At 65.9% G+C, this 17,763-nt stretch carries 10 protein-coding genes; 4 read left to right on the top strand and 6 right to left on the bottom strand.

All coding sequences use genetic code 11. The annotated features are described in order from the left end of the window. Nucleotides 1–12 precede the first annotated feature (12 nt). A complete protein-coding gene (locus tag ACVOJ1_RS18320) occupies nt 13–681 on the top strand; it encodes a DUF2058 domain-containing protein (protein ID WP_346480747.1) in 669 nt (222 codons plus the stop codon). Between the two features lie 60 nt (nt 682–741). Here the strand turns inward: ACVOJ1_RS18320 and metH are convergent, their stop codons facing one another. From metH to ACVOJ1_RS18305, 3 genes are read right to left on the bottom strand one after another with little or no spacing between them, the layout of a single operon-like run. After that, complete coding sequence (gene metH, locus ACVOJ1_RS18315) at nt 742–3,426, bottom strand: methionine synthase (RefSeq protein WP_346480746.1); 2,685 nt, start codon at nt 3,424–3,426, stop codon at nt 742–744. A 57-nt stretch (nt 3,427–3,483) separates the two neighbouring features. Beyond that, the gene (locus ACVOJ1_RS18310; RefSeq protein WP_065176054.1) at nt 3,484–4,575 is read right to left on the bottom strand and encodes a homocysteine S-methyltransferase family protein; all 1,092 of its coding nucleotides are present in this window, start codon (nt 4,573–4,575) and stop codon (nt 3,484–3,486) included. A gap of 13 nt (nt 4,576–4,588) precedes the next feature. Further along, nucleotides 4,589–5,518 (bottom strand): ArsR/SmtB family transcription factor, encoded by a 930-nt coding sequence (locus tag ACVOJ1_RS18305; protein WP_053515410.1) that lies wholly within the window; start codon nt 5,516–5,518, stop codon nt 4,589–4,591. 152 nt (nt 5,519–5,670) lie between these two features. On the opposite strand from ACVOJ1_RS18305, the gene ACVOJ1_RS18300 reads away from it, so the two are divergent. Beyond that, complete coding sequence (locus ACVOJ1_RS18300; protein ID WP_197601329.1) at nt 5,671–6,819, top strand: acyl-CoA dehydrogenase family protein; 1,149 nt, start codon at nt 5,671–5,673, stop codon at nt 6,817–6,819. A gap of 126 nt (nt 6,820–6,945) precedes the next feature. Further along, nucleotides 6,946–7,233 carry a hypothetical protein gene (locus ACVOJ1_RS18295; protein WP_053515414.1) on the top strand — a complete coding sequence of 96 codons (288 nt, stop codon included), beginning with the start codon at nt 6,946–6,948 and terminating at the stop codon, nt 7,231–7,233. Nucleotides 7,234–7,312: 79 nt separating this feature from the next. Here the strand turns inward: ACVOJ1_RS18295 and ACVOJ1_RS18290 are convergent, their stop codons facing one another. Genes ACVOJ1_RS18290 through ACVOJ1_RS18280 form a run of 3 tightly spaced genes read right to left on the bottom strand, consistent with a single transcriptional unit; the run spans nt 7,313 to nt 12,417 of the window. Further along, nucleotides 7,313–10,486 (bottom strand): multidrug efflux RND transporter permease subunit, encoded by a 3,174-nt coding sequence (locus ACVOJ1_RS18290; RefSeq protein WP_053515416.1) that lies wholly within the window; start codon nt 10,484–10,486, stop codon nt 7,313–7,315. 15 nt (nt 10,487–10,501) lie between these two features. Next, the gene (locus tag ACVOJ1_RS18285) at nt 10,502–11,761 is read right to left on the bottom strand and encodes an efflux RND transporter periplasmic adaptor subunit (protein ID WP_053515418.1); all 1,260 of its coding nucleotides are present in this window, start codon (nt 11,759–11,761) and stop codon (nt 10,502–10,504) included. Next, entirely contained in the window at nt 11,761–12,417 is a 657-nt protein-coding gene (locus ACVOJ1_RS18280; RefSeq protein ID WP_053515419.1) for a TetR/AcrR family transcriptional regulator, read from the bottom strand. Before ACVOJ1_RS18280 ends, ACVOJ1_RS18285 begins: the two co-directional genes overlap by 1 nt. A gap of 251 nt (nt 12,418–12,668) precedes the next feature. Between ACVOJ1_RS18280 and ACVOJ1_RS18275 the strand changes: the two genes are divergently transcribed. Next, a complete protein-coding gene (locus ACVOJ1_RS18275; protein ID WP_065182907.1) occupies nt 12,669–17,645 on the top strand; it encodes an NAD-glutamate dehydrogenase in 4,977 nt (1,658 codons plus the stop codon). Nucleotides 17,646–17,763 lie beyond the last annotated feature (118 nt).

Below are 17,763 nucleotides of genomic sequence, written 5' to 3'. Positions count from 1 at the left end.
ATACCCTTATCTATGAGCGATACCCTCCGCGACCAGTTGCTGGGCCTGGGCTTCAAGCCCGCGCCCAAGCCCGAGCGCAAGAATGATGGCCCCCGCCGTGATGGCCGCCCGCAGGGCAAGGGCGGCAACGGCAATGGAAAGCCGCAGGGCGCAGGCAAGGGCGAGCACACGCCCGGTGAGCGTCGCGGTCCCGGTGGTGCGCCGGGCAAGCCGGGGCAGCACCGTGGACAGGGCCCGCGCAGGCCGCGCAGTGCCGAGGAGATGGATCTGGCCAAGGCCTATGCCATCCGTGCCCAGAAGGAGAAGGAAGAGCGCATCGAAGCCGAGCGCCTGAAGCAGGAGGAAGCGCGTCAGCGCCGCGAGGCGAAGGCGAAGCTGGAAGTCCTGCTGAAGGACAAGGGCCTGAATGACGAGGCGGCCGACATCGCGCGGCACTTCCCGTATGGCGGCAAGATCAAGCGGATCTATGTCACCGCGGCACAGCTGACCGCGCTCAATGCCGGCGAGCTGGGCGTGGTGCAGCTCAATGGCCGCTATCTGCTGGTCACCGCCGAGGTGCTGAACCAGGCCGAAGCCGTGTTCGCGGCCTCGGTGGCGCTGAAGGTCGATCCGGATGCCCCGGCCGAGGACGATCCCTACGCCGATCCGCAGTACCAGGTGCCGGATGACCTGGTCTGGTAAGCCTGCACCGCAGTGATCGGAAACGCCGGGCAATGCCCGGCGTTGCTGTTTCTGCGCGGTCTATTCGGGATCGTAGTCGAGGTTGGATGCGAGCCAGCGCTCGGCCTGGGCGCGATCCACGCCCTTGCGCCGCGCGTAGTCGCCCACCTGTTCGCGGCTGAGGCGGCCGACCACGAAGTACTGGCTCTGTGGATGGCTGAAGTAGTAGCCGGAGACGGCCGCGGTGGGCAGCATCGCGAAGCTCTCGGTCAGCGTCATGCCCGCGTTGGCTTCCGCCTGCAGCAGATCGAACAGGCGGCGCTTCTCGCTGTGCTCCGGGCACGCTGGATAGCCGGGGGCGGGCCGGATGCCGCGATACTTCTCGTCGATCAGCGCATCGTTGTCCAGCGCTTCGGTGCGGTCATAGCCCCAGAACTCGGTGCGCACCCGCTGGTGCAGGCGTTCGGCCAGTGCTTCGGCGAAGCGGTCGGCCAGGGCCTTGAGCAGGATCGCGTTGTAATCGTCGTGCTCGGCTTCAAAGCGCGCGACATGGGCATCGATGCCGATACCGGCGGTGACCGCGAACGCACCGATCCAGTCCTGTCGCCCGCTGTCGGCCGGTGCGATGAAATCGGCCAGGCAGAAGTCGGGGCGCTCGGCCGGCTTGTCGACCTGCTGGCGCAGGAAGTGCAGGGTGGTCTCGCCCTGTGGATGCTGCACGCGGACATCGTCACCGACACTGTTGGCCGGCCACAGGCCGAACACTGCCTTGGCGGTCAGCCACTTCTCCGCGACGATGCGCGCCAGCATCGCCCGGGCGTCGCGGTACAGCTCGCTGGCCTGGGTGCCGACGATCTCGTCAGTGAGGATGGCCGGATACTTGCCAGCCAGTTCCCAAGCCTGGAAGAACGGCGTCCAGTCGATGTAGTCGACCAGTTCCGACAGGGGATAGTCTTCGAACACATGCAGGCCGGGCTGGTTCGGAACCGGGGGCACGTAACTGTCCCAGCCGCCCTGGAATTTCTGGCCGCGCGCGTGCTCCAGCGAGACCAGCCGCTTGGCATCGCCACGATTGCGGTGACGGGCGCGGATCTCGGCGTAGTCGGCTTCATTGGCAGCAACGAAGCCCGCGCGCAGGTCGCGCGAGATCAGCGACTGGGCCACGCCCACCGCGCGCGAGGCATCCTTCACCCACACCGTAGGGGCATGGTAGTGCGGGTCGATCTTCAACGCCGTGTGCGCGCGCGAGGTGGTGGCGCCGCCGATCAGCAATGGCAGGTCGAATCCCTGGCGCTGCATCTCGCGGGCGACATGGCTCATTTCCTCCAGTGACGGCGTGATCAGCCCGGACAGGCCGATCAGGTCGGCCTTGTGCTCGCGGGCCGCATCGAGAATCTTCTGCGCCGGCACCATCACGCCCAGATCGACCACCTCGAAGTTGTTGCAGGCAAGGACCACGCCGACGATGTTCTTGCCGATGTCGTGCACATCGCCTTTCACGGTGGCCATGATGATGCGGCCGTTGCTCTTGGCGGTGTCACCGCTGCGGGCCTTCTCCGCCTCGATATAGGGCAGCAGGTAGGCCACCGCCTTTTTCATCACGCGGGCCGACTTCACCACCTGCGGCAGGAACATCTTGCCGGCACCGAACAGGTCGCCGACGACGTTCATGCCATCCATCAACGGCCCTTCGATCACGTCCAGTGGACGGCTGGAGGCCTGCCGTGCCAGCTCGGTGTCCTCTTCCACGAACGCATCCAGCCCGTGCACCAGGGCGTGGGCCAGGCGCTGCTCGACCGGCTTGGCGCGCCAGGCCATGTCTTCGCTTTTCACCTTGCCCTTGCTGCCCTTGTAGCGTTCGGCAATCTCCAGCAGGCGCTCGGTGGCGTCGGGGCGGCGGTTGAGGATCACGTCCTCCACGCGCTCGCGCAGGTCCGGCTCCAGTTCGTCATAGATCGGCATGGCACCGGCGTTGACGATGCCCATGTCCATGCCGGCGGCGATGGCGTGGTACAGGAAGACCGAATGGATCGCCTGGCGCACCGTTTCGTTGCCACGGAACGAGAACGACACGTTGGAAACGCCGCCGGAGACGTGGCAGTGCGGCAGGGTCTGCTTGATGATGCGCGTGGCTTCGATGAAGTCCACCGCGTAGTTGTCATGCTCCTCGATGCCGGTGGCGACAGCGAAGATGTTCGGGTCGAAGATGATGTCCTGTGGCGGGAAGCCGATCTCATCGACCAGAATGCGGTAGGCGCGCGTACAGATCTCGACCTTGCGCGCACAGGTGTCGGCCTGGCCGCTTTCGTCGAACGCCATCACCACCGCTGCCGCGCCGTAACGCAGCACCTTGCGCGCGTGTTCGCGGAACAGGGCCTCGCCTTCCTTCAGCGAGATCGAATTGACCACGCTCTTGCCCTGCAGGCATTTCAGGCCGGCTTCGATCACGCTCCATTTGGACGAGTCGACCATCACCGGAATGCGGGCGATGTCGGGCTCGGACATGATCAGGTTGAGGTAGCGGGTCATCGCCGCCTCGGAGTCGATCAGGCCCTCGTCCATGTTGACGTCGAGGATCTGCGCGCCACTGGCCACTTGTTGCCGGGCCACGTCCACGGCCTCCTCGTAGCGGCCTTCCTTGATCAGCTTGCGGAACTGCGCGCTGCCGGTGACGTTGGTGCGCTCGCCGACGTTGACGAACAGCAGGTCCGGGGTGATGACCAGCGGTTCCAGGCCGGACAGGCGGGTGGGGCGGACAGGCGTCATGGCAGGCAGTGGCTCAGCAACGGCAGGGCGGGAAGTGCGGAACGGTGGCGGCGACGTTCATGCCGCCTGGTCCTGGCGGTCCGGCAGGACACGCGGTGGCAGGCCGGCCACCGCCTGGGCGATGGCACGGATGTGGTCGGGGGTGGACCCGCAGCAGCCGCCGACCAGGTTGAGCAGGCCATCGCGGGCGAAACCGCGCAGGGTCGCCGCCATTTCTTCGGGGGTCTCGTCATACTCGCCGAAGGCATTGGGCAGGCCGGCATTGGGATGCGCGCTGACATGGCAGTCGGCAACCTGCGACAGCGTTTCGACATGCGGGCGCATCGCATCGGCACCCAGCGCGCAGTTCAGGCCGATCGACAGGGGCCGCGCGTGTGCCAGCGAGGCGTGGAAGGCTTCGGCGGTCTGGCCGGACAGGGTGCGGCCGGAGGCATCGGTGATCGTGCCGGAGATCATCACCGGCAGGCGCGCACCGCGCGCATCGAAGGCTTCCTCCACCGCATACAGCGCCGCCTTGGCGTTGAGCGTGTCGAAGATGGTTTCGACCATGAGGGTGTCCGCGCCGCCGTCGATCAGGCCATCGATGGCTTCGCGGTAGGTGTCGCGCAGCTCATCGAAACTGGTGTTGCGGAAGCCCGGATCGTTGACGTCGGGACTGATCGATGCGGTGCGGCTGGTGGGGCCAAGCACGCCGATCACGAAGCGCGGCTTGCCGGGCGTGGTGGCTTCAACGGCATCGCAGCAGGCGCGGGCCACGGCGGCGCCGGCCTTGTTCAGTTCGTACACCAGATGCTCGAGGTGGTAGTCGGCCTGGCTGACCGAGGTGGCGTTGAAGGTATTGGTTTCCACCAGGTCCGCGCCGGCTTCCAGGTAGGCGGTGTGGATGTCGGCGATGACCTGCGGCCGGGTGAGCAGCAACAGGTCGTTGTTGCCCTTCAGATCGTGGCCCTGCGGCGCGGCGTGGTCGCAGCCCGGCCCGTGCAGGTGATCGTAGCCATCGGCGAAACGCTCACCGCGGTAGTCGCCTTCCTGCAGGCCATGGCGCTGGATCATCGTGCCCATCGCTCCGTCGATGATCAGGATCCGCTCGCGCAGCGCGCCCAGCAGGGCATTGGCACGTTCGGGGTGCAACCAGGGCAGGACGGGCATGATGATTCCGGACTCAGGGCTTGTTGGCGATCAGCGAGATCACTTCGAAGTGCGGCGGCCGCTTCTCGCGGGTGACCGTCTCCAGGCTGGAAACCTGCAGGCCGGCCTTGTCGACGAACTTCTTCAGTTCCTTGTCGCTGAAGCCCAGGTTGACGTGACCATAGGCTTCCACCGCTGCCTTGTGTTCGTGGCGCGCCAGGCTGCACAGCAGCAGGCGGCCGCCCGGGCGCAGCACGCGCGCGGCTTCGGTGACGGCCTGCGCCGGCTTGCTGGCGTAGGTCAGTGCGTGCATCAGCACCACCAGGTCGAAGCTGCGGTCTTTGAAGGGCAGGGCATGCATGTCACCCTCGCGCACTTCCACATTGGGCAGGCGGCGCAGGCGTTCACTGGCAGCGGCCACCACGCGCGCGCTGGTGTCGATGCAGATGTAGCGCTTGGCATGCGGTGCCACCAGTTCGGCCAGCACGCCGTCGCCGGACGCGATATCGAGCACGTCGCCGGTTTCCAGCAGGGGCAGGGCGGTACGCGCCAGCGCCTCCCAGGTGCGGCCCGGAGAATAGTGACGTTCCATGTCGCCGGCCACGCTGTCGGCCCAGTTCTGGTCCGCGGCGCGGCTGGCCAGCACGGCGGCGACCCGTTCAGCGTCCTGTCGCAGCAGTGGATCGTCGCTTCCGTTGCTCAAGGCATGCCACAATGCGCGCTGCGCCGGATCCAGCTGCGCTTCGTCGAAGCGGTAGTAGGCCGACACGCCGGCGCGGCGGTCGCGGACCAGGCCCGCTTCCTTCAGGCGCGCCAGGTGAGTGGACACGCGCGGCTGGGCCAGCCGGGTGATCGCCGAAAGCTCGGCCACGGTCAGCTCTTCCTGCTCCAGCAGCGCCAGCAGGCGCACCCGCGTCGCATCGGCGAACACCTTCAGGCGGGTTGACCAGTCTTCCAGATCCATGAATATCTACCTATCGCGATATAGAGATATATTCGCTGGATCGGCCGCCGTGGTCAAGTCGGTGGCGTATGGAAACTCCCCGGGCCCCGGTACAATCGGCACACCTGGGCGCGCGCTGCGCGGCCATAACCTCATGTACCCGGGAGGGTGTTGTGGATTTCAGCTTTACTGAAGAGCAGTTGATGCTGCAGGACGTGGCGCGGCGCATCGCGCAGGAGAAGATCGCCCCGAGCGCGGAGCATCATGACCGTACCGGCGAGTTCCCGCTGGAGAACATCCGCCTGCTGGGCGAGAACGGCCTGATGGGCATCGAGGTACCGACCGAATACGGCGGCGCCGGCATGGATCCGATCGCGTATGTGCTGGCGATGGTGGAGGTCGCCGCTGGCGACGCGGCCCATTCGACCATCATGTCGGTCAACAATTCGCTGTTCTGCAACGGCATCCTGACCCACGGCAGCGAGGAGCAGAAGCAGAAGTACGTGCGCGCCATCGCGGAGGGCGAGGCCATCGGTGCATTCGCCCTGACCGAGCCGCAGTCCGGTTCGGATGCGACCGCCATGCGTTGCCGCGCGGTCAAGCAGGCCGACGGCACCTACGTCATCAACGGCAAGAAGAGCTGGATCACCTCCGGCCCGGTGGCCCGGTACATCGTGTTGTTCGCGATGAGCGAGCCGGACAAGGGCGCGCGTGGCATCACGGCTTTCCTGGTCGACACCGAAAAGGCCGGCTTCGGCCGTGGCAAGACCGAGCCGAAGCTGGGCATCCGTGCCTCGGCGACCTGCGAGATCGAATTCAACGATTACGTCGCCCAGCCGGAAGAGGTGCTGGGCCAGGAGGGCGAGGGCTTCAAGATCGCCATGGGCGTGCTCGATGCCGGGCGCATCGGCATCGCATCGCAGGCCATCGGCATCGCCCGTGCCGCTTATGAAGCGACGCTGGAGTATGTGAAGGAGCGCAAGGCGTTTGGCGCGCCGATCGGTACTTTCCAGATGACCCAGGCCAAGATCGCCGACATGAAGTGCAAGCTGGACGCAGCCCTGCTGCTGACGCTGCGCGCGGCATGGGTGAAGGGCCAGGGCAAGCGTTTCAGCAATGAAGCGGCCATCGCCAAGCTGACGGCGTCGGAAGCGGCGATGTGGATCACCCACCAGGCCGTGCAGATCCATGGTGGCATGGGCTACTCCAAGGAAATGCCGCTGGAGCGCTACTTCCGCGATGCCAAGATCACCGAGATCTACGAGGGCACCTCGGAGATCCAGCGCCTGGTGATCGCCCGCAACGAGACCGGGCTGCGCTGAGTCGAAACGGCTGCGCCGCTGCAACAGCGGCGCAGCCGGTAGATCCATGCCCTGCATGCACGGGCCTGTTGGTCGGGCGATGCCGATCTGTTCCAATGCAGGGCCTTTTTTACAGGTTCTGCAGAGATGATCTATCGAGGTTGGGGAATCCTGACACTGGTGACGCCGATCGCAGCGATCCTGCTGCTGGCTTACCTCTTCCCGCACGATGGCCCCCGGGGCAACATCCCGCTGCCCCAGGTGCTGCTGGGGGCAGGCATTGGTGCAACCGTGAACGTGCTGCTGGGCTTGTGGCTCAACCGTACTCCCCGGCAGAAAGGGGAAACTGCGCCCCACCACTTCTTCTTCGTACCCATGCAATGGGCCGCGCTGGTTCTGCTGGCGGTGTGCGTGGCAGTCGCGCTGCTGCGCTGATCTGCTCTGGCATCCCCCCGCGATAAACAAAAAAGGCCCCGGATCGCTCCGGGGCCTTTTCGTTGCAGCGCAGGGTGGATCAGCGATCCGGACGATGCGCTGCTTCGCCCTCACGCTGGCGGCTGAGGAATTCCTTCGACGGCTCGTCCAGCTTGTCGCCGAGCATGCGCCGCACGACCACGAAGAAGACCGGGATCATCAGCAGGCCGAGCAGGGTGGCGAACAGCATGCCGCCGATCACGCCGGTACCGATGGCGTGACGGGAGTTGGCGCCGGCGCCGCTGGAGATCGCCATCGGGATCACGCCCATGATGAACGCGAAGGACGTCATCAGGATCGGGCGGAAGCGCAGGCGTGCCGCCTCGATGGTGGCATCGCGCAGGTTCTTGCCCGCCGCACGCTGCTCCACCGCGAACTCCACGATCAGGATCGCATTCTTCGCCGCCAGGCCGATAACGGTGATGAGGCCGATCTTGAAGAACAGGTCGTTCGGCAGGCCACGCATCATCGACAGGCCGATGGCACCGAGCACGCCCAGTGGCACCACCAGCAGCACCGCCACCGGAATCGACCAGCTTTCATACAGCGCCGCCAGGCACAGGAACACCACCACGATGGACAGCACCAGCAGCAGCGTCGCTGCGTTGCCGGCCAGGATTTCCTGGTAGGACATGCCCGACCAGTCGTAGCCGAAGCCGGCCGGCAGGTCGTTGTTGACGATGCTCTCCATGGTCTGCATCGCCTCACCCGAGCTGGTGCCCGGCGCCTGCGAGCCGACGATGTTGATCGCCGAATAGCCGTTGTAGCGGCTCAGTGACGGCGATGCGGACACCCATTCGGACTTGACCACGGTGCTCAGCGGGATCATCGCGTTGGTGCCGTCGGCGTTGGTGGTCAGGCTGGAGGGGCTGTAGAAGCTCTTCAGCGACTCCTGGCCGGTGCGGTACGGGCCATCGGCCTGCATGGTCACGCGCTTGATGCGGCCTTCGTAGAAGAAGTCGTTGACGTACACCGGCGCCAGCATCAGCTGGATGGTGCTGTACACGTCCGACACCGACATGCCCATCGACTGCGCCTGCACGCGATCCACGTGCAGCTGCAGCTGCGGAGCGTTCTCCAGGCCGTTCGGACGCACGCCAACCAGTGCTTCAGGCTTCTGCGCCGCCTGGCCAAGCAGGATGTTGCGGGCCTGCGTCAGCTGCTCGTAGCCGGCACCACTGCGGTCCTGCAGCCACATGTCGAAGCCACCGAACTGGCCCAGGCCCTGCACTGTCGGCAGGTTGACCACGAAGATCTGCGCTTCCTTGATGCCGTAGAACGCGCCGTTCATGTTCTGGATGAACTCCGGCGCGGTGAACTCGCGTTCTTCCCACGGCTTCAGGCGGATGAAGCCCATGCCCACGTTCTCGCCGGAACCGACGAAGCTGAAGCCGGCCACCTGCAGCATGCCTTCAAAGCCATCCTGCTTTTCCAGAATGCCGCGCATCTGCGCGAACACCTCGTTGGTCTGGCCCTTGGTCGAGCCCGGGGGCAGCTGCACGATCGCCAGCGCATAGCCCTGGTCTTCTTCCGGCAGGAAGCTGCCCGGCATGCGCGTGAACAGGAAGCCGCACAGCGCGGTCAGTACCACGAACAGGATCATCCAGCGCGGGGCATGGCGCACCGCCGAGGTGATGTGGCCTACGTAGGTGTGGCTGATCTTGTCGTAGTACTTGTTGAAGGTGCGGTAGACGATGTTCGGGTTGTCGTTGTGCGTCGGCTTCAGGAAGGTCGCGCACAGCGCCGGGGTGAAGCCCAGCGCCAGGAAGGCCGAGAACGCCATCGAGATGGCGATGGTCAGCGCGAACTGCTTGTAGATTTCGCCGGCGGCACCGCCCTGCAGTGCGGACGGGATGAACACCGCTGCCAGCACGACGGTGATCGCCACCACCGCGCCGGTGATCTGGGTCATCGCCTTCTGCGTGGCCGGCTTCGGCGCCAGGCCTTCCTCGCTCATGATGCGTTCGACGTTCTCGATCACCACGATGGCGTCGTCGACCACGATGCCGATCGCCAGCACCATCGCGAACAGGGTCAGCTGGTTGATCGTGAATCCGATCATCCACATGCCCAGGAAGGTACCCAGCAGAGCGACCGGGATGACCAGGGTCGGGATCAGGGTGGCGCGGAAGTTCTGCAGGAAGATCAGCATCACCAGGAACACCAGCAGCACCGCTTCGAACAGCGTCTTGACCACTTCCTGGATCGAGATCTTGACGAAGGTCGTGCTGTCGTACGGCGAGAACCAAGTCACGCCGGCCGGGAAGCTGGGCTGCAGTTCGTCCATCTTGGCGCGCACCGCATCGGCCACGTTCAGGGCGTTGGCGCCCGGCAGCAGCTGGATGGCGAAGGCGCCGGTCGGCTTGCCGTTGTACTGGGTGTCGAAGCCGTAGTTGTTGGCGCCGAAGGCGACGCGGGCGATGTCCTTGAGCAGCACGCGCGAGCCATCGGCGTTGGCGCGCAGGATGATGTTCTCGAACTCCTGCGGCGAGCTGAAACGTCCTTCAGCCGACACGGTGGCGGTGAAGTGCTGGCCTTCCGGCGACGGGTCCGAGCCCAGTGCACCGGCGGCGAACTGCACGTTCTGCGCGCGCACTGCAGCCAGGACCTGGCTGGCCGAGAGACCATAACCCTGCATCTTCTCCGGGTTCAGCCAGATGTTCATGGCGTACTCGGAACCGAACTGCTGGGTGCTGCCGACGCCGGGAATGCGCGAGACCTGGTCGAGCACGCGCGAACCGACGATGTCGTTCAGCGCGTCACGGTTGATCGCCGCCGTATCCGACTGCAGGGCCACGACCATCAGGAAGCCGGCATTGGCCTTGGCCACCACCACGCCCTGCTGGGTCACCTCCGACGGCAGTCGTGGCGTCGCCAGCGACACCTTGTTCTGCACCTGCACCTGGGCGATGTCCGGATCGGTACCGGTCTCGAAGGTGAGGGTGATCTGCGCACGGCCATTGGACGAGGACGAAGAACTGAAGTACAGCAGGTGATCGATACCGGTCAGCTGCTGCTCGATCACCTGGGTGACCGATTTTTCGGTGGTGTCCGCGCTGGCGCCCGGATAGGTGGCCGAGACGGTCACCTGTGGCGGAGCGATGTTGGGATAGGACTCCACGCCCAGGTTGAGGATCGCGATCACGCCGCTGAGCGAGATCAGGATCGCTACCACCCAGGCGAAGACTGGATGTTCGATGAAAAATTTAGGCATGACGGAAGGTTCCCGTTACTGCTTGTTCGAGTCGGTGGCGGCCGGCGCGGCCTTGTCGGCTGCGTCGGTCTGGGCCGGAGCCTTGTCGGCGGCAGCGGCAGGTGCGGCCGGGCCGGCACCGCCGGCGGCGGGCTTGCCGGCGGCGTCCTGACCCGGGGTCCAGGGCTTGGCGACGGCCGGGCTGCCTTCCTTGACCTTCTGCACGCCGGCCACGATCACCTTGTCGCCGGCGGCCAGGCCATCGCTGACCAGCCAGTTGCCGCCCTGTGCGCCTTCGGTCTTGACGTTCTTGCGCGCCACCTTGCCATCGGCACCGACCACCATCACGTAGCCGCCCGTGGTGTCGCGCAGCAGCGCCTGCTGCGGCACCAGGTAGGCATTGTTGCGCTCGCCGAGGTTGGCCTGGAAGCTGACGAAGGCTCCCGGCAGCAGGATCTGCTGCGGATTGGGCAGCAGCGCACGCAGCGACACCGCGCCGGTGGCCGGGTCGACCGTAGTCGAGGAGAAGTCGAGGGTTCCCGGCTCGCTGTAGGTGCTGCCATCGGCCAGCTTCACGTTGACGGTGGCCTTGCCGTCGCCGGCCAGGGCCAGGGCGCCCTTGGCCTGCTGCGCGCGCAGCTGGGTCAGCTCGTCCACGCTGAGCGAGAAGTTGACGTACAGCGGATCGAGCTGGTCAACGGTGGTCAGCAGGGTCACGTCGCCCTGGCCGACCAGTGCGCCCTCGGTCACCTGCTGCTTGTTGGCCACGCCGCTGATCGGCGCGGTCACTTCGGCGTAGCCCAGATTGATCCGCGAGGAGGTCACCGCCGCTTCGGCCTGCTTGACCGCGGCCAACGCAGTGCGCTCGGCCGATTCGGCGTTGTCCAGGTCGGACTTGGAGACGAACTGCTGCGGTGCCAGCGAGCGGGCACGATCGGCCGCCACCTTGGCGTTGGCGTAGGTGGCGCGCGCCGACGCCAGCTGGGCCTCGGACGCGTTCAGCGAGGCGCGCAGCGGTGCCGGGTCGATCAGGAACAGGGTCTGCCCCTGCTTGACCTGGGAGCCTTCCTGGTAGACGCGCTTGAGCAGCACGCCCGGCACGCGTGCGCGGACATCGGCACTGCGGAACGGCGACAGGCGGCCGACCAGCTCGCGCTGCAGCGGCAGGGTCTGCGGCTTCGCATCGATCACGCCCACCTCCGGCGGCGGGGGTGTCTGCTGTTCCGGTTTCTTGCAGGCAGCCAGCGCGACAGCAACGGCGCACGTCAAGGCAAGGGTGCGGAGTGGGGCGGTCATCAGGAGGAACTCCGGGGTTGGTTTGTAGACGGGGCCGGCGACGGTTGCGGCGCAAACGCGCGCAGGAAGCTGTCGACGGAGAACTCTGCCCAGCGCCGACGCAGGAGCGCGTCATCACGATGGGGGGTATGGAAGCGCTGTTTGTCGAAATCCTGACCGGCGATCATGCTCAGCAGCAGTTCGGCCATGAAGTGCGGGTCGTCATGCCGGAGCAGGCCACGCCTGCAAACGGTTTCAATCCATTCAGAAAGATGAAGTGTCAGCGCGCCAGCACCATGCCGGTACAGCGCCCGGGCCTCTTCGGGGAACTGGGCGGCATCTGCAGCGATCAGCCGGCAGGCCTGGCCGACATGCGGTTGGTTGAAATGCTCCAGGAAGTCGATGGCGAACTGCAACAGGCTGGCACGCAGGTCGTCACTGCGGAGTGCACGCAGCATTGCCCCCGTCGCGTGTCCCACATGCCGCTGCATCACCCGCCGCAGCAGTTCCTGCTTGCTGCCATAGCGCGAGTACAGGGTCTGCTTGGAGCAGCCGGCCTGCTGGGCCACCGCATCCATGCTCATCTGCATGCCCTGCCGGGCCAGCAGTTCGCGCACGGCATCGAACACGCGCTCATCGCGCGCATCGAGGGCAACGGGGAAGTAGGCCGGGTTCACGCGGTGGACTATACCGTCCAGTTCAGGATTGTGGAATCGAAACGACGTTCCCGCGTGTGTCTTCCGGTAACACGCTTTGCCGATCCTGTCGGCAAGGCGGCCGCCCCCCGCTCGCTCCGTACCTGGGCGAACTGAATAGGCGTCTAAACCGCAGCAAACCCGAATCTGCTTATTCCGTCCTGCAGCAAGGCCTTTTCGCGCGGGAGGGCTACAATTTCATTTTCCCAACTGAGCAAGCGCATCGCTCTGCCATGAAACCGCAAAAAACCGCAGCCAAGACCGTGAAAAACAAGACCAAACCAGCTGAGTCGGAGGTCGCAGTGACCGCTGGTTTCTCCCTGGAGCCGGTATACACGGCCTTGCGCAAGCGTTACCCGGCGGCCGCCCAGGCCGAAGCAGTGGCGTTTGCCGCTGACTTCTACAAGCGCATGGAGGCGGACGAGTTCCCGCACCACAGCGCTGAAGAGTGGGCCGCGCTCGCGGCCGAGACGCTGGAGTTCGCCCGTGCCCGCAAGGCTGGCAAGGCCAACGTGCGCGTGTTCAATCCGACGGTGAAGGCGAACGGTTGGGAATCGCCGCACACCGTGCTGCAGATCATCAACGACGACATGCCGTTCCTGGTCGACACCGTGACCATGTCACTGGCCGAACAGGGCGTGGGCGTGCACGTGCTCGGCCACCCGGTGCTGCGCTTCACCCGCGACAAGGCCGGCAAGCTGGTCAAGGTCGGCGAGGGCGAGGCCGAATCGGTGATGCTGCTGGAGATCGACCGCCAGCCGGCCGATGCCATGGCCGCCATCGAGCAGGCCATCGGCAAGGCGCTGGACGAAGTGCGGGCGATCGTGCGCGATTGGCAGCCGATGAAGGACAAGGCACTGGCACTGGCCGACGATCTGGGCAGCCGTGCGCTGCCGGTCGACGATGCCTCGCGCAGGGAAGCGCAGGAGTTCCTGCGCTGGGCCGCCGACAACCACTTCACCTTCTTCGGCTACCGCGAGTACCGCGTCGAGAAGCAGGGCAAGGAAGACGTGCTGGCGCCGCTGAACGAGACCGGCCTGGGCCTGATGCGCGGCAAGGACAAGTCCGCCGCACGCCCGGTCAAGACGCTCGCCGCCCAGGGCCTCAACGCCACGTCGGGGTTGAAGGACGCGCTGATCCTGACCAAGACCAATGCGCGCTCCCGCGTGCACCGCGCCGGCTACATGGACTACATCGGCGTGCTGGAATTCGACGCCAAGGGCAGGATCATCGGCGAGCAGCGCTTCCTCGGCCTGTTCACTTCCAGTGCCTACAACCGCCGCCCGTGGGAAATCCCGCTGGTGCGCCAGCGCCACGAATACGTGATGAAGCAGTCCGGCCTGGCCGCGTCCAGCCACAGCGGCAAGGCACTGCGCCACATCCTGGAAACCCTGCCGCGCGAAGAACTGTTCCAGTCCAGCGAGGACGAACTGTTCCGCACCGCGATGGGCGTGCTGGGCCTGCAGGAGCGCGTGCGCAGCCGCCTGTTCCTGCGCCGTGACAAGTACAGCCGCTTCATCTCCGCGCTGGTCTACCTGCCGCGCGAGCGCTTCAACACCGACGTGCGCCTGCGCATCGAAGCGATGCTGAAGGAAGCGCTGCATGGCGAGTACGTCGACAGCTCGGTGGTGCTGGGTGAATCGCCGCTGGCGCAGGTGCATCTGATCGTGCGCCCGAAGCCCGGCGAGATGCTTGACGTGGATACCGCCGAACTGGAGCGCAAGCTCGCCCAGGTGCTGCGCAACTGGCAGGACGACCTGCGTGAAGCGCTGGTGGCCCGTCATGGCGAAAGCGAAGGCCTGCGCATCGCGGCCCGCATCGGCAAGGCACTGCCGGCCGGCTACATCGAAGACAACAGCACCGCAGTTGCCGCCAACGACGTCAGCCAGCTCGACGCGCTGACCGGTCCGGACGATCTGCGCCTGAGCCTGCAGGCGGTGCCGCGCGAAAGCGGCGATGGCCTGCGCCTGAAGTTGTACCGCCAGCTGGACGACATTCCGCTGTCCGACGCGCTGCCGATGATGGAGAACATGGGCCTGCGCGTGATCGCCGAGCGCCCGTACCGCCTGTCCGTCGACAACGCTCCGGTATACGTGCAGGACTTCGAGGTCGAATCGACGGCCGGTGCGATCGATGCCGCCAGCGTCGACGAAGCATTCGGCGAAACCTTTGCCCGCGTCTGGCACGGTGATGCCGAGAACGATGGCTTCAACCGCCTGGTGCTGGCCGCCGGCCTGCACTGGCGCCAGGTCGCCATGCTGCGCGGCTACTGCAAGTATCTGCTGCAGACCGGCGTGCCGTTCTCGCAGGCGTACGTGGAAGGCACGTTCGCCCGCTATCCGCTGCTGGCGCGCCTGCTGGTCGAACTGTTCGAAGCGCGCTTCGATCCGGCCACCGGCCACGAGAGCAAGGACGACATCGCGGCCGGCCAGGCCCAGTTGAAGGCCCACTTCGATGTGCTGGCCGCCGGCGACGAGGCCACCCTGAAGGTGCTCAAGACCGTGGTCGATGCCCGCAAGGGTGACCGCGACGCGCAGATGCAGGCCGCGCGCGATGCGCTGCTGAAGCTGATGGACCGCGTGTCGAGCCTGGACGAAGACCGCATCCTGCGTTCGTTCATGGGCGTGATCGATGCCACCCTGCGTACCAGCTACTACCAGACCGACGCCAATGGCCAGCACGGCCATGTGATCAGCTTCAAGTTCGACTCGGCGCTGGTGCCGGACCTGCCTAAGCCGCGTCCGTACCGCGAGATCTTCGTCTACGGTCCGCGCGTGGAAGGTACCCACCTGCGCTTCGGCGCGGTGGCCCGTGGCGGCCTGCGCTGGTCGGACCGTCGCGAAGACTTCCGTACCGAAGTGCTGGGTCTGGTCAAGGCGCAGATGGTCAAGAACACCGTCATCGTGCCGGTCGGTGCGAAGGGCGGCTTCTTCGCCAAGACCCCGCCGGTGAACGGCGACCGCGACGCGATCTTCGCCAACGGCGTGGCCTGCTACAAGCTGTTCATCCAGGGCCTGCTGGACATCACCGACAACATCGTCAACAACAAGATCGTGCCGCCGGTGGATGTCGTGCGGCACGACATGGACGATCCGTACCTGGTGGTGGCCGCCGACAAGGGCACGGCGACCTTCTCCGATATCGCCAACGGCCTGGCCATCGCGCACGGCTTCTGGATGGGCGATGCGTTCGCCTCCGGTGGTTCGGTGGGGTACGACCACAAGGGCATGGGCATCACCGCGCGCGGTGCATGGGAGTCGGTCAAGCGCCACTTCCGTGCGCTTGGCCGTGACAGCCAGAGCCAGGACTTCACCGCGGTCGGCGTCGGCGACATGTCCGGCGATGTGTTCGGCAACGGCATGCTGCTGTCGCGCCACATCCGTCTCGTCGCGGCATTCGACCACCGCCATATCTTCCTTGACCCGAACCCGGACGCGGCGACCTCGTTCGTCGAGCGCGAGCGCATGTTCACCGTGCCGCGTTCAAGCTGGGCAGACTACGACGCCAAGCTGATCAGCAAGGGCGGCGGCGTGTACCCGCGCAGCCTGAAGTCGATCGAGATCACCCCGCAGGTGCGTGAAGCGCTGGGCCTGGACGAGAACGTCAAGGCGCTGTCGCCGAACGACCTGATGAGCGCGATCCTGAAGGCACCGGTGGACCTGCTGTGGAACGGCGGCATCGGCACCTACGTGAAGGCCGCCAGCGAGCAGCACAGCGATGTCGGCGACCGTGCCAACAACGCACTGCGCGTGAACGGTGGCGAGCTGCGCTGCAAGGTGGTGGGCGAGGGCGGCAACCTCGGCATGACCCAGCTGGGCCGTATCGAGGCCGCGCAGGCCGGCGTGCTGCTCAACACGGACTTCATCGACAACTCGGCCGGCGTGGATACGTCGGACCATGAAGTCAACATCAAGATCCTGCTCAATGATGTGGTGCGGGCGAAGAAGCTGACGGTCGACCAGCGCAACAAGCTGCTGGCCTCGATGACCGATGAAGTCGCCGACCTGGTGCTCAACGACAACTATCGCCAGAACCAGGCGCTGAGCCTCATGGAGCGGATGGCGGTCAAGCGCCTGGGTTCCAAGCAGCACTTCATCCGCACCCTGGAACAGCAGGGGCTGCTGGATCGGCAGATCGAGTTCCTGCCATCCGATGCCGAGCTGTCTCAGCGCAAGGCGCGCGGCCAGGGCCTGACCCGTCCGGAGCTGTCGGTGCTGCTGTCCTACTCCAAGCTGGTGGCGTTCAACCAGCTGCTGGAGTCGGATATTCCGGAAGATCCGTACCTCTCCAAGGAGCTGCTGCGCTACTTCCCCACGCCGCTGCAGAAGAAGTACGCCGATGCGATGGAGCGTCACCGCCTGAAGCGCGAGATCATCGCCACGGCGGTGACCAACCAGACCATCAACCGCATGGGCGCAACGTTCCTGATGCGCATGCAGGAAGACACCGGCCGCTCCATCGCCGAGGTCGCCAAGGCCTACACCATCAGCCGCGAGACGCTGGATGCGCGCGCGCTGTGGGCGCAGATCGACGCCCTCGACGGCAAGGTGCCGGAGTCGGTGCAGATCGACGCGCTGGAGGTGATCTGGAAGCTGCAGCGTTCGTTCGTGCGCTGGCTGCTGTCGCGTCCGGGTGCGATGCCGGGCATCACTGAAGCGGTCAACCGCTATCAGGGCCCGTTCAACGACATCCGTGTCGCGTCGGGTGTGCTGCCGGACTCGCAGCGTCCGACCTACGAGGCGCTGGTGGCCGAGTGGAAGGAGAAGGGTCTGCCGTCCGCGCTGGCACAGCAGCTGTCCGAGCTGCACTTCCTGGAACCGGCGTTCGACATCATCGAACTGGCCCGTACCCGCAAGCTGAAGCCGGTGGACGTGTCCAAGGTGCACTTCCGCTTGGGCGATGCCCTGCAGCTGCCGTGGCTGTTCGAGCAGGTCGATGCACTGGAAGTCAACGGCCGTTGGCATGCGGTGGCACGCGGCGTGCTGCGCGACGAGCTGGCTGCCAACCATCGCAACCTGGCCGGTCAGGTGCTCGCCACCAAGGGCGGCAGTGCCGAGGCCAAGGTGGCTGCATGGATGGGCCGCGATGACAACAGCCTGCGCTTCACCCTGGCAATGCTGGCGGAACTGGCCGAGCAGAAGACCCTGGACTACCCGACCGTCTCGGTCGCGGTCCAGCGCCTGGGCCAGCTGGCCGCACACGGTGCGTGACTGATGTAGTGCCGGGCCACGCCCGGCCTGCGTGAAACGGAGCGGCCCCGCGAAAGCGGGGCCGTTCTGTTTCTGGCCATTGGCGATTCGCCGGGGCGGGGCCGGCGCGACCCGGGGG

Source organism: Stenotrophomonas sp. STEN225 (assembly GCF_056756445.1).
This window is presented reverse-complemented; position numbering and strand designations above follow the sequence as displayed.

Bases quoted from the DNA above. Each gene is read 5' to 3' on its own strand.
- ACVOJ1_RS18320 (WP_346480747.1), top strand. From the start codon at position 13: ATGAGCGATACCCTCCGCGACCAGTTGCTGGGCCTGGGCTTCAAGCCC.
- metH (WP_346480746.1), bottom strand. From the start codon at position 3,426: ATGACGCCTGTCCGCCCCACCCGCCTGTCCGGCCTGGAACCGCTGGTC.
- ACVOJ1_RS18310 (WP_065176054.1), bottom strand. From the start codon at position 4,575: ATGCCCGTCCTGCCCTGGTTGCACCCCGAACGTGCCAATGCCCTGCTG.
- ACVOJ1_RS18305 (WP_053515410.1), bottom strand. From the start codon at position 5,518: ATGGATCTGGAAGACTGGTCAACCCGCCTGAAGGTGTTCGCCGATGCG.
- ACVOJ1_RS18295 (WP_053515414.1), top strand. From the start codon at position 6,946: ATGATCTATCGAGGTTGGGGAATCCTGACACTGGTGACGCCGATCGCA.
- ACVOJ1_RS18290 (WP_053515416.1), bottom strand. From the start codon at position 10,486: ATGCCTAAATTTTTCATCGAACATCCAGTCTTCGCCTGGGTGGTAGCG.
- ACVOJ1_RS18285 (WP_053515418.1), bottom strand. From the start codon at position 11,761: ATGACCGCCCCACTCCGCACCCTTGCCTTGACGTGCGCCGTTGCTGTC.
- ACVOJ1_RS18275 (WP_065182907.1), top strand. From the start codon at position 12,669: ATGAAACCGCAAAAAACCGCAGCCAAGACCGTGAAAAACAAGACCAAA.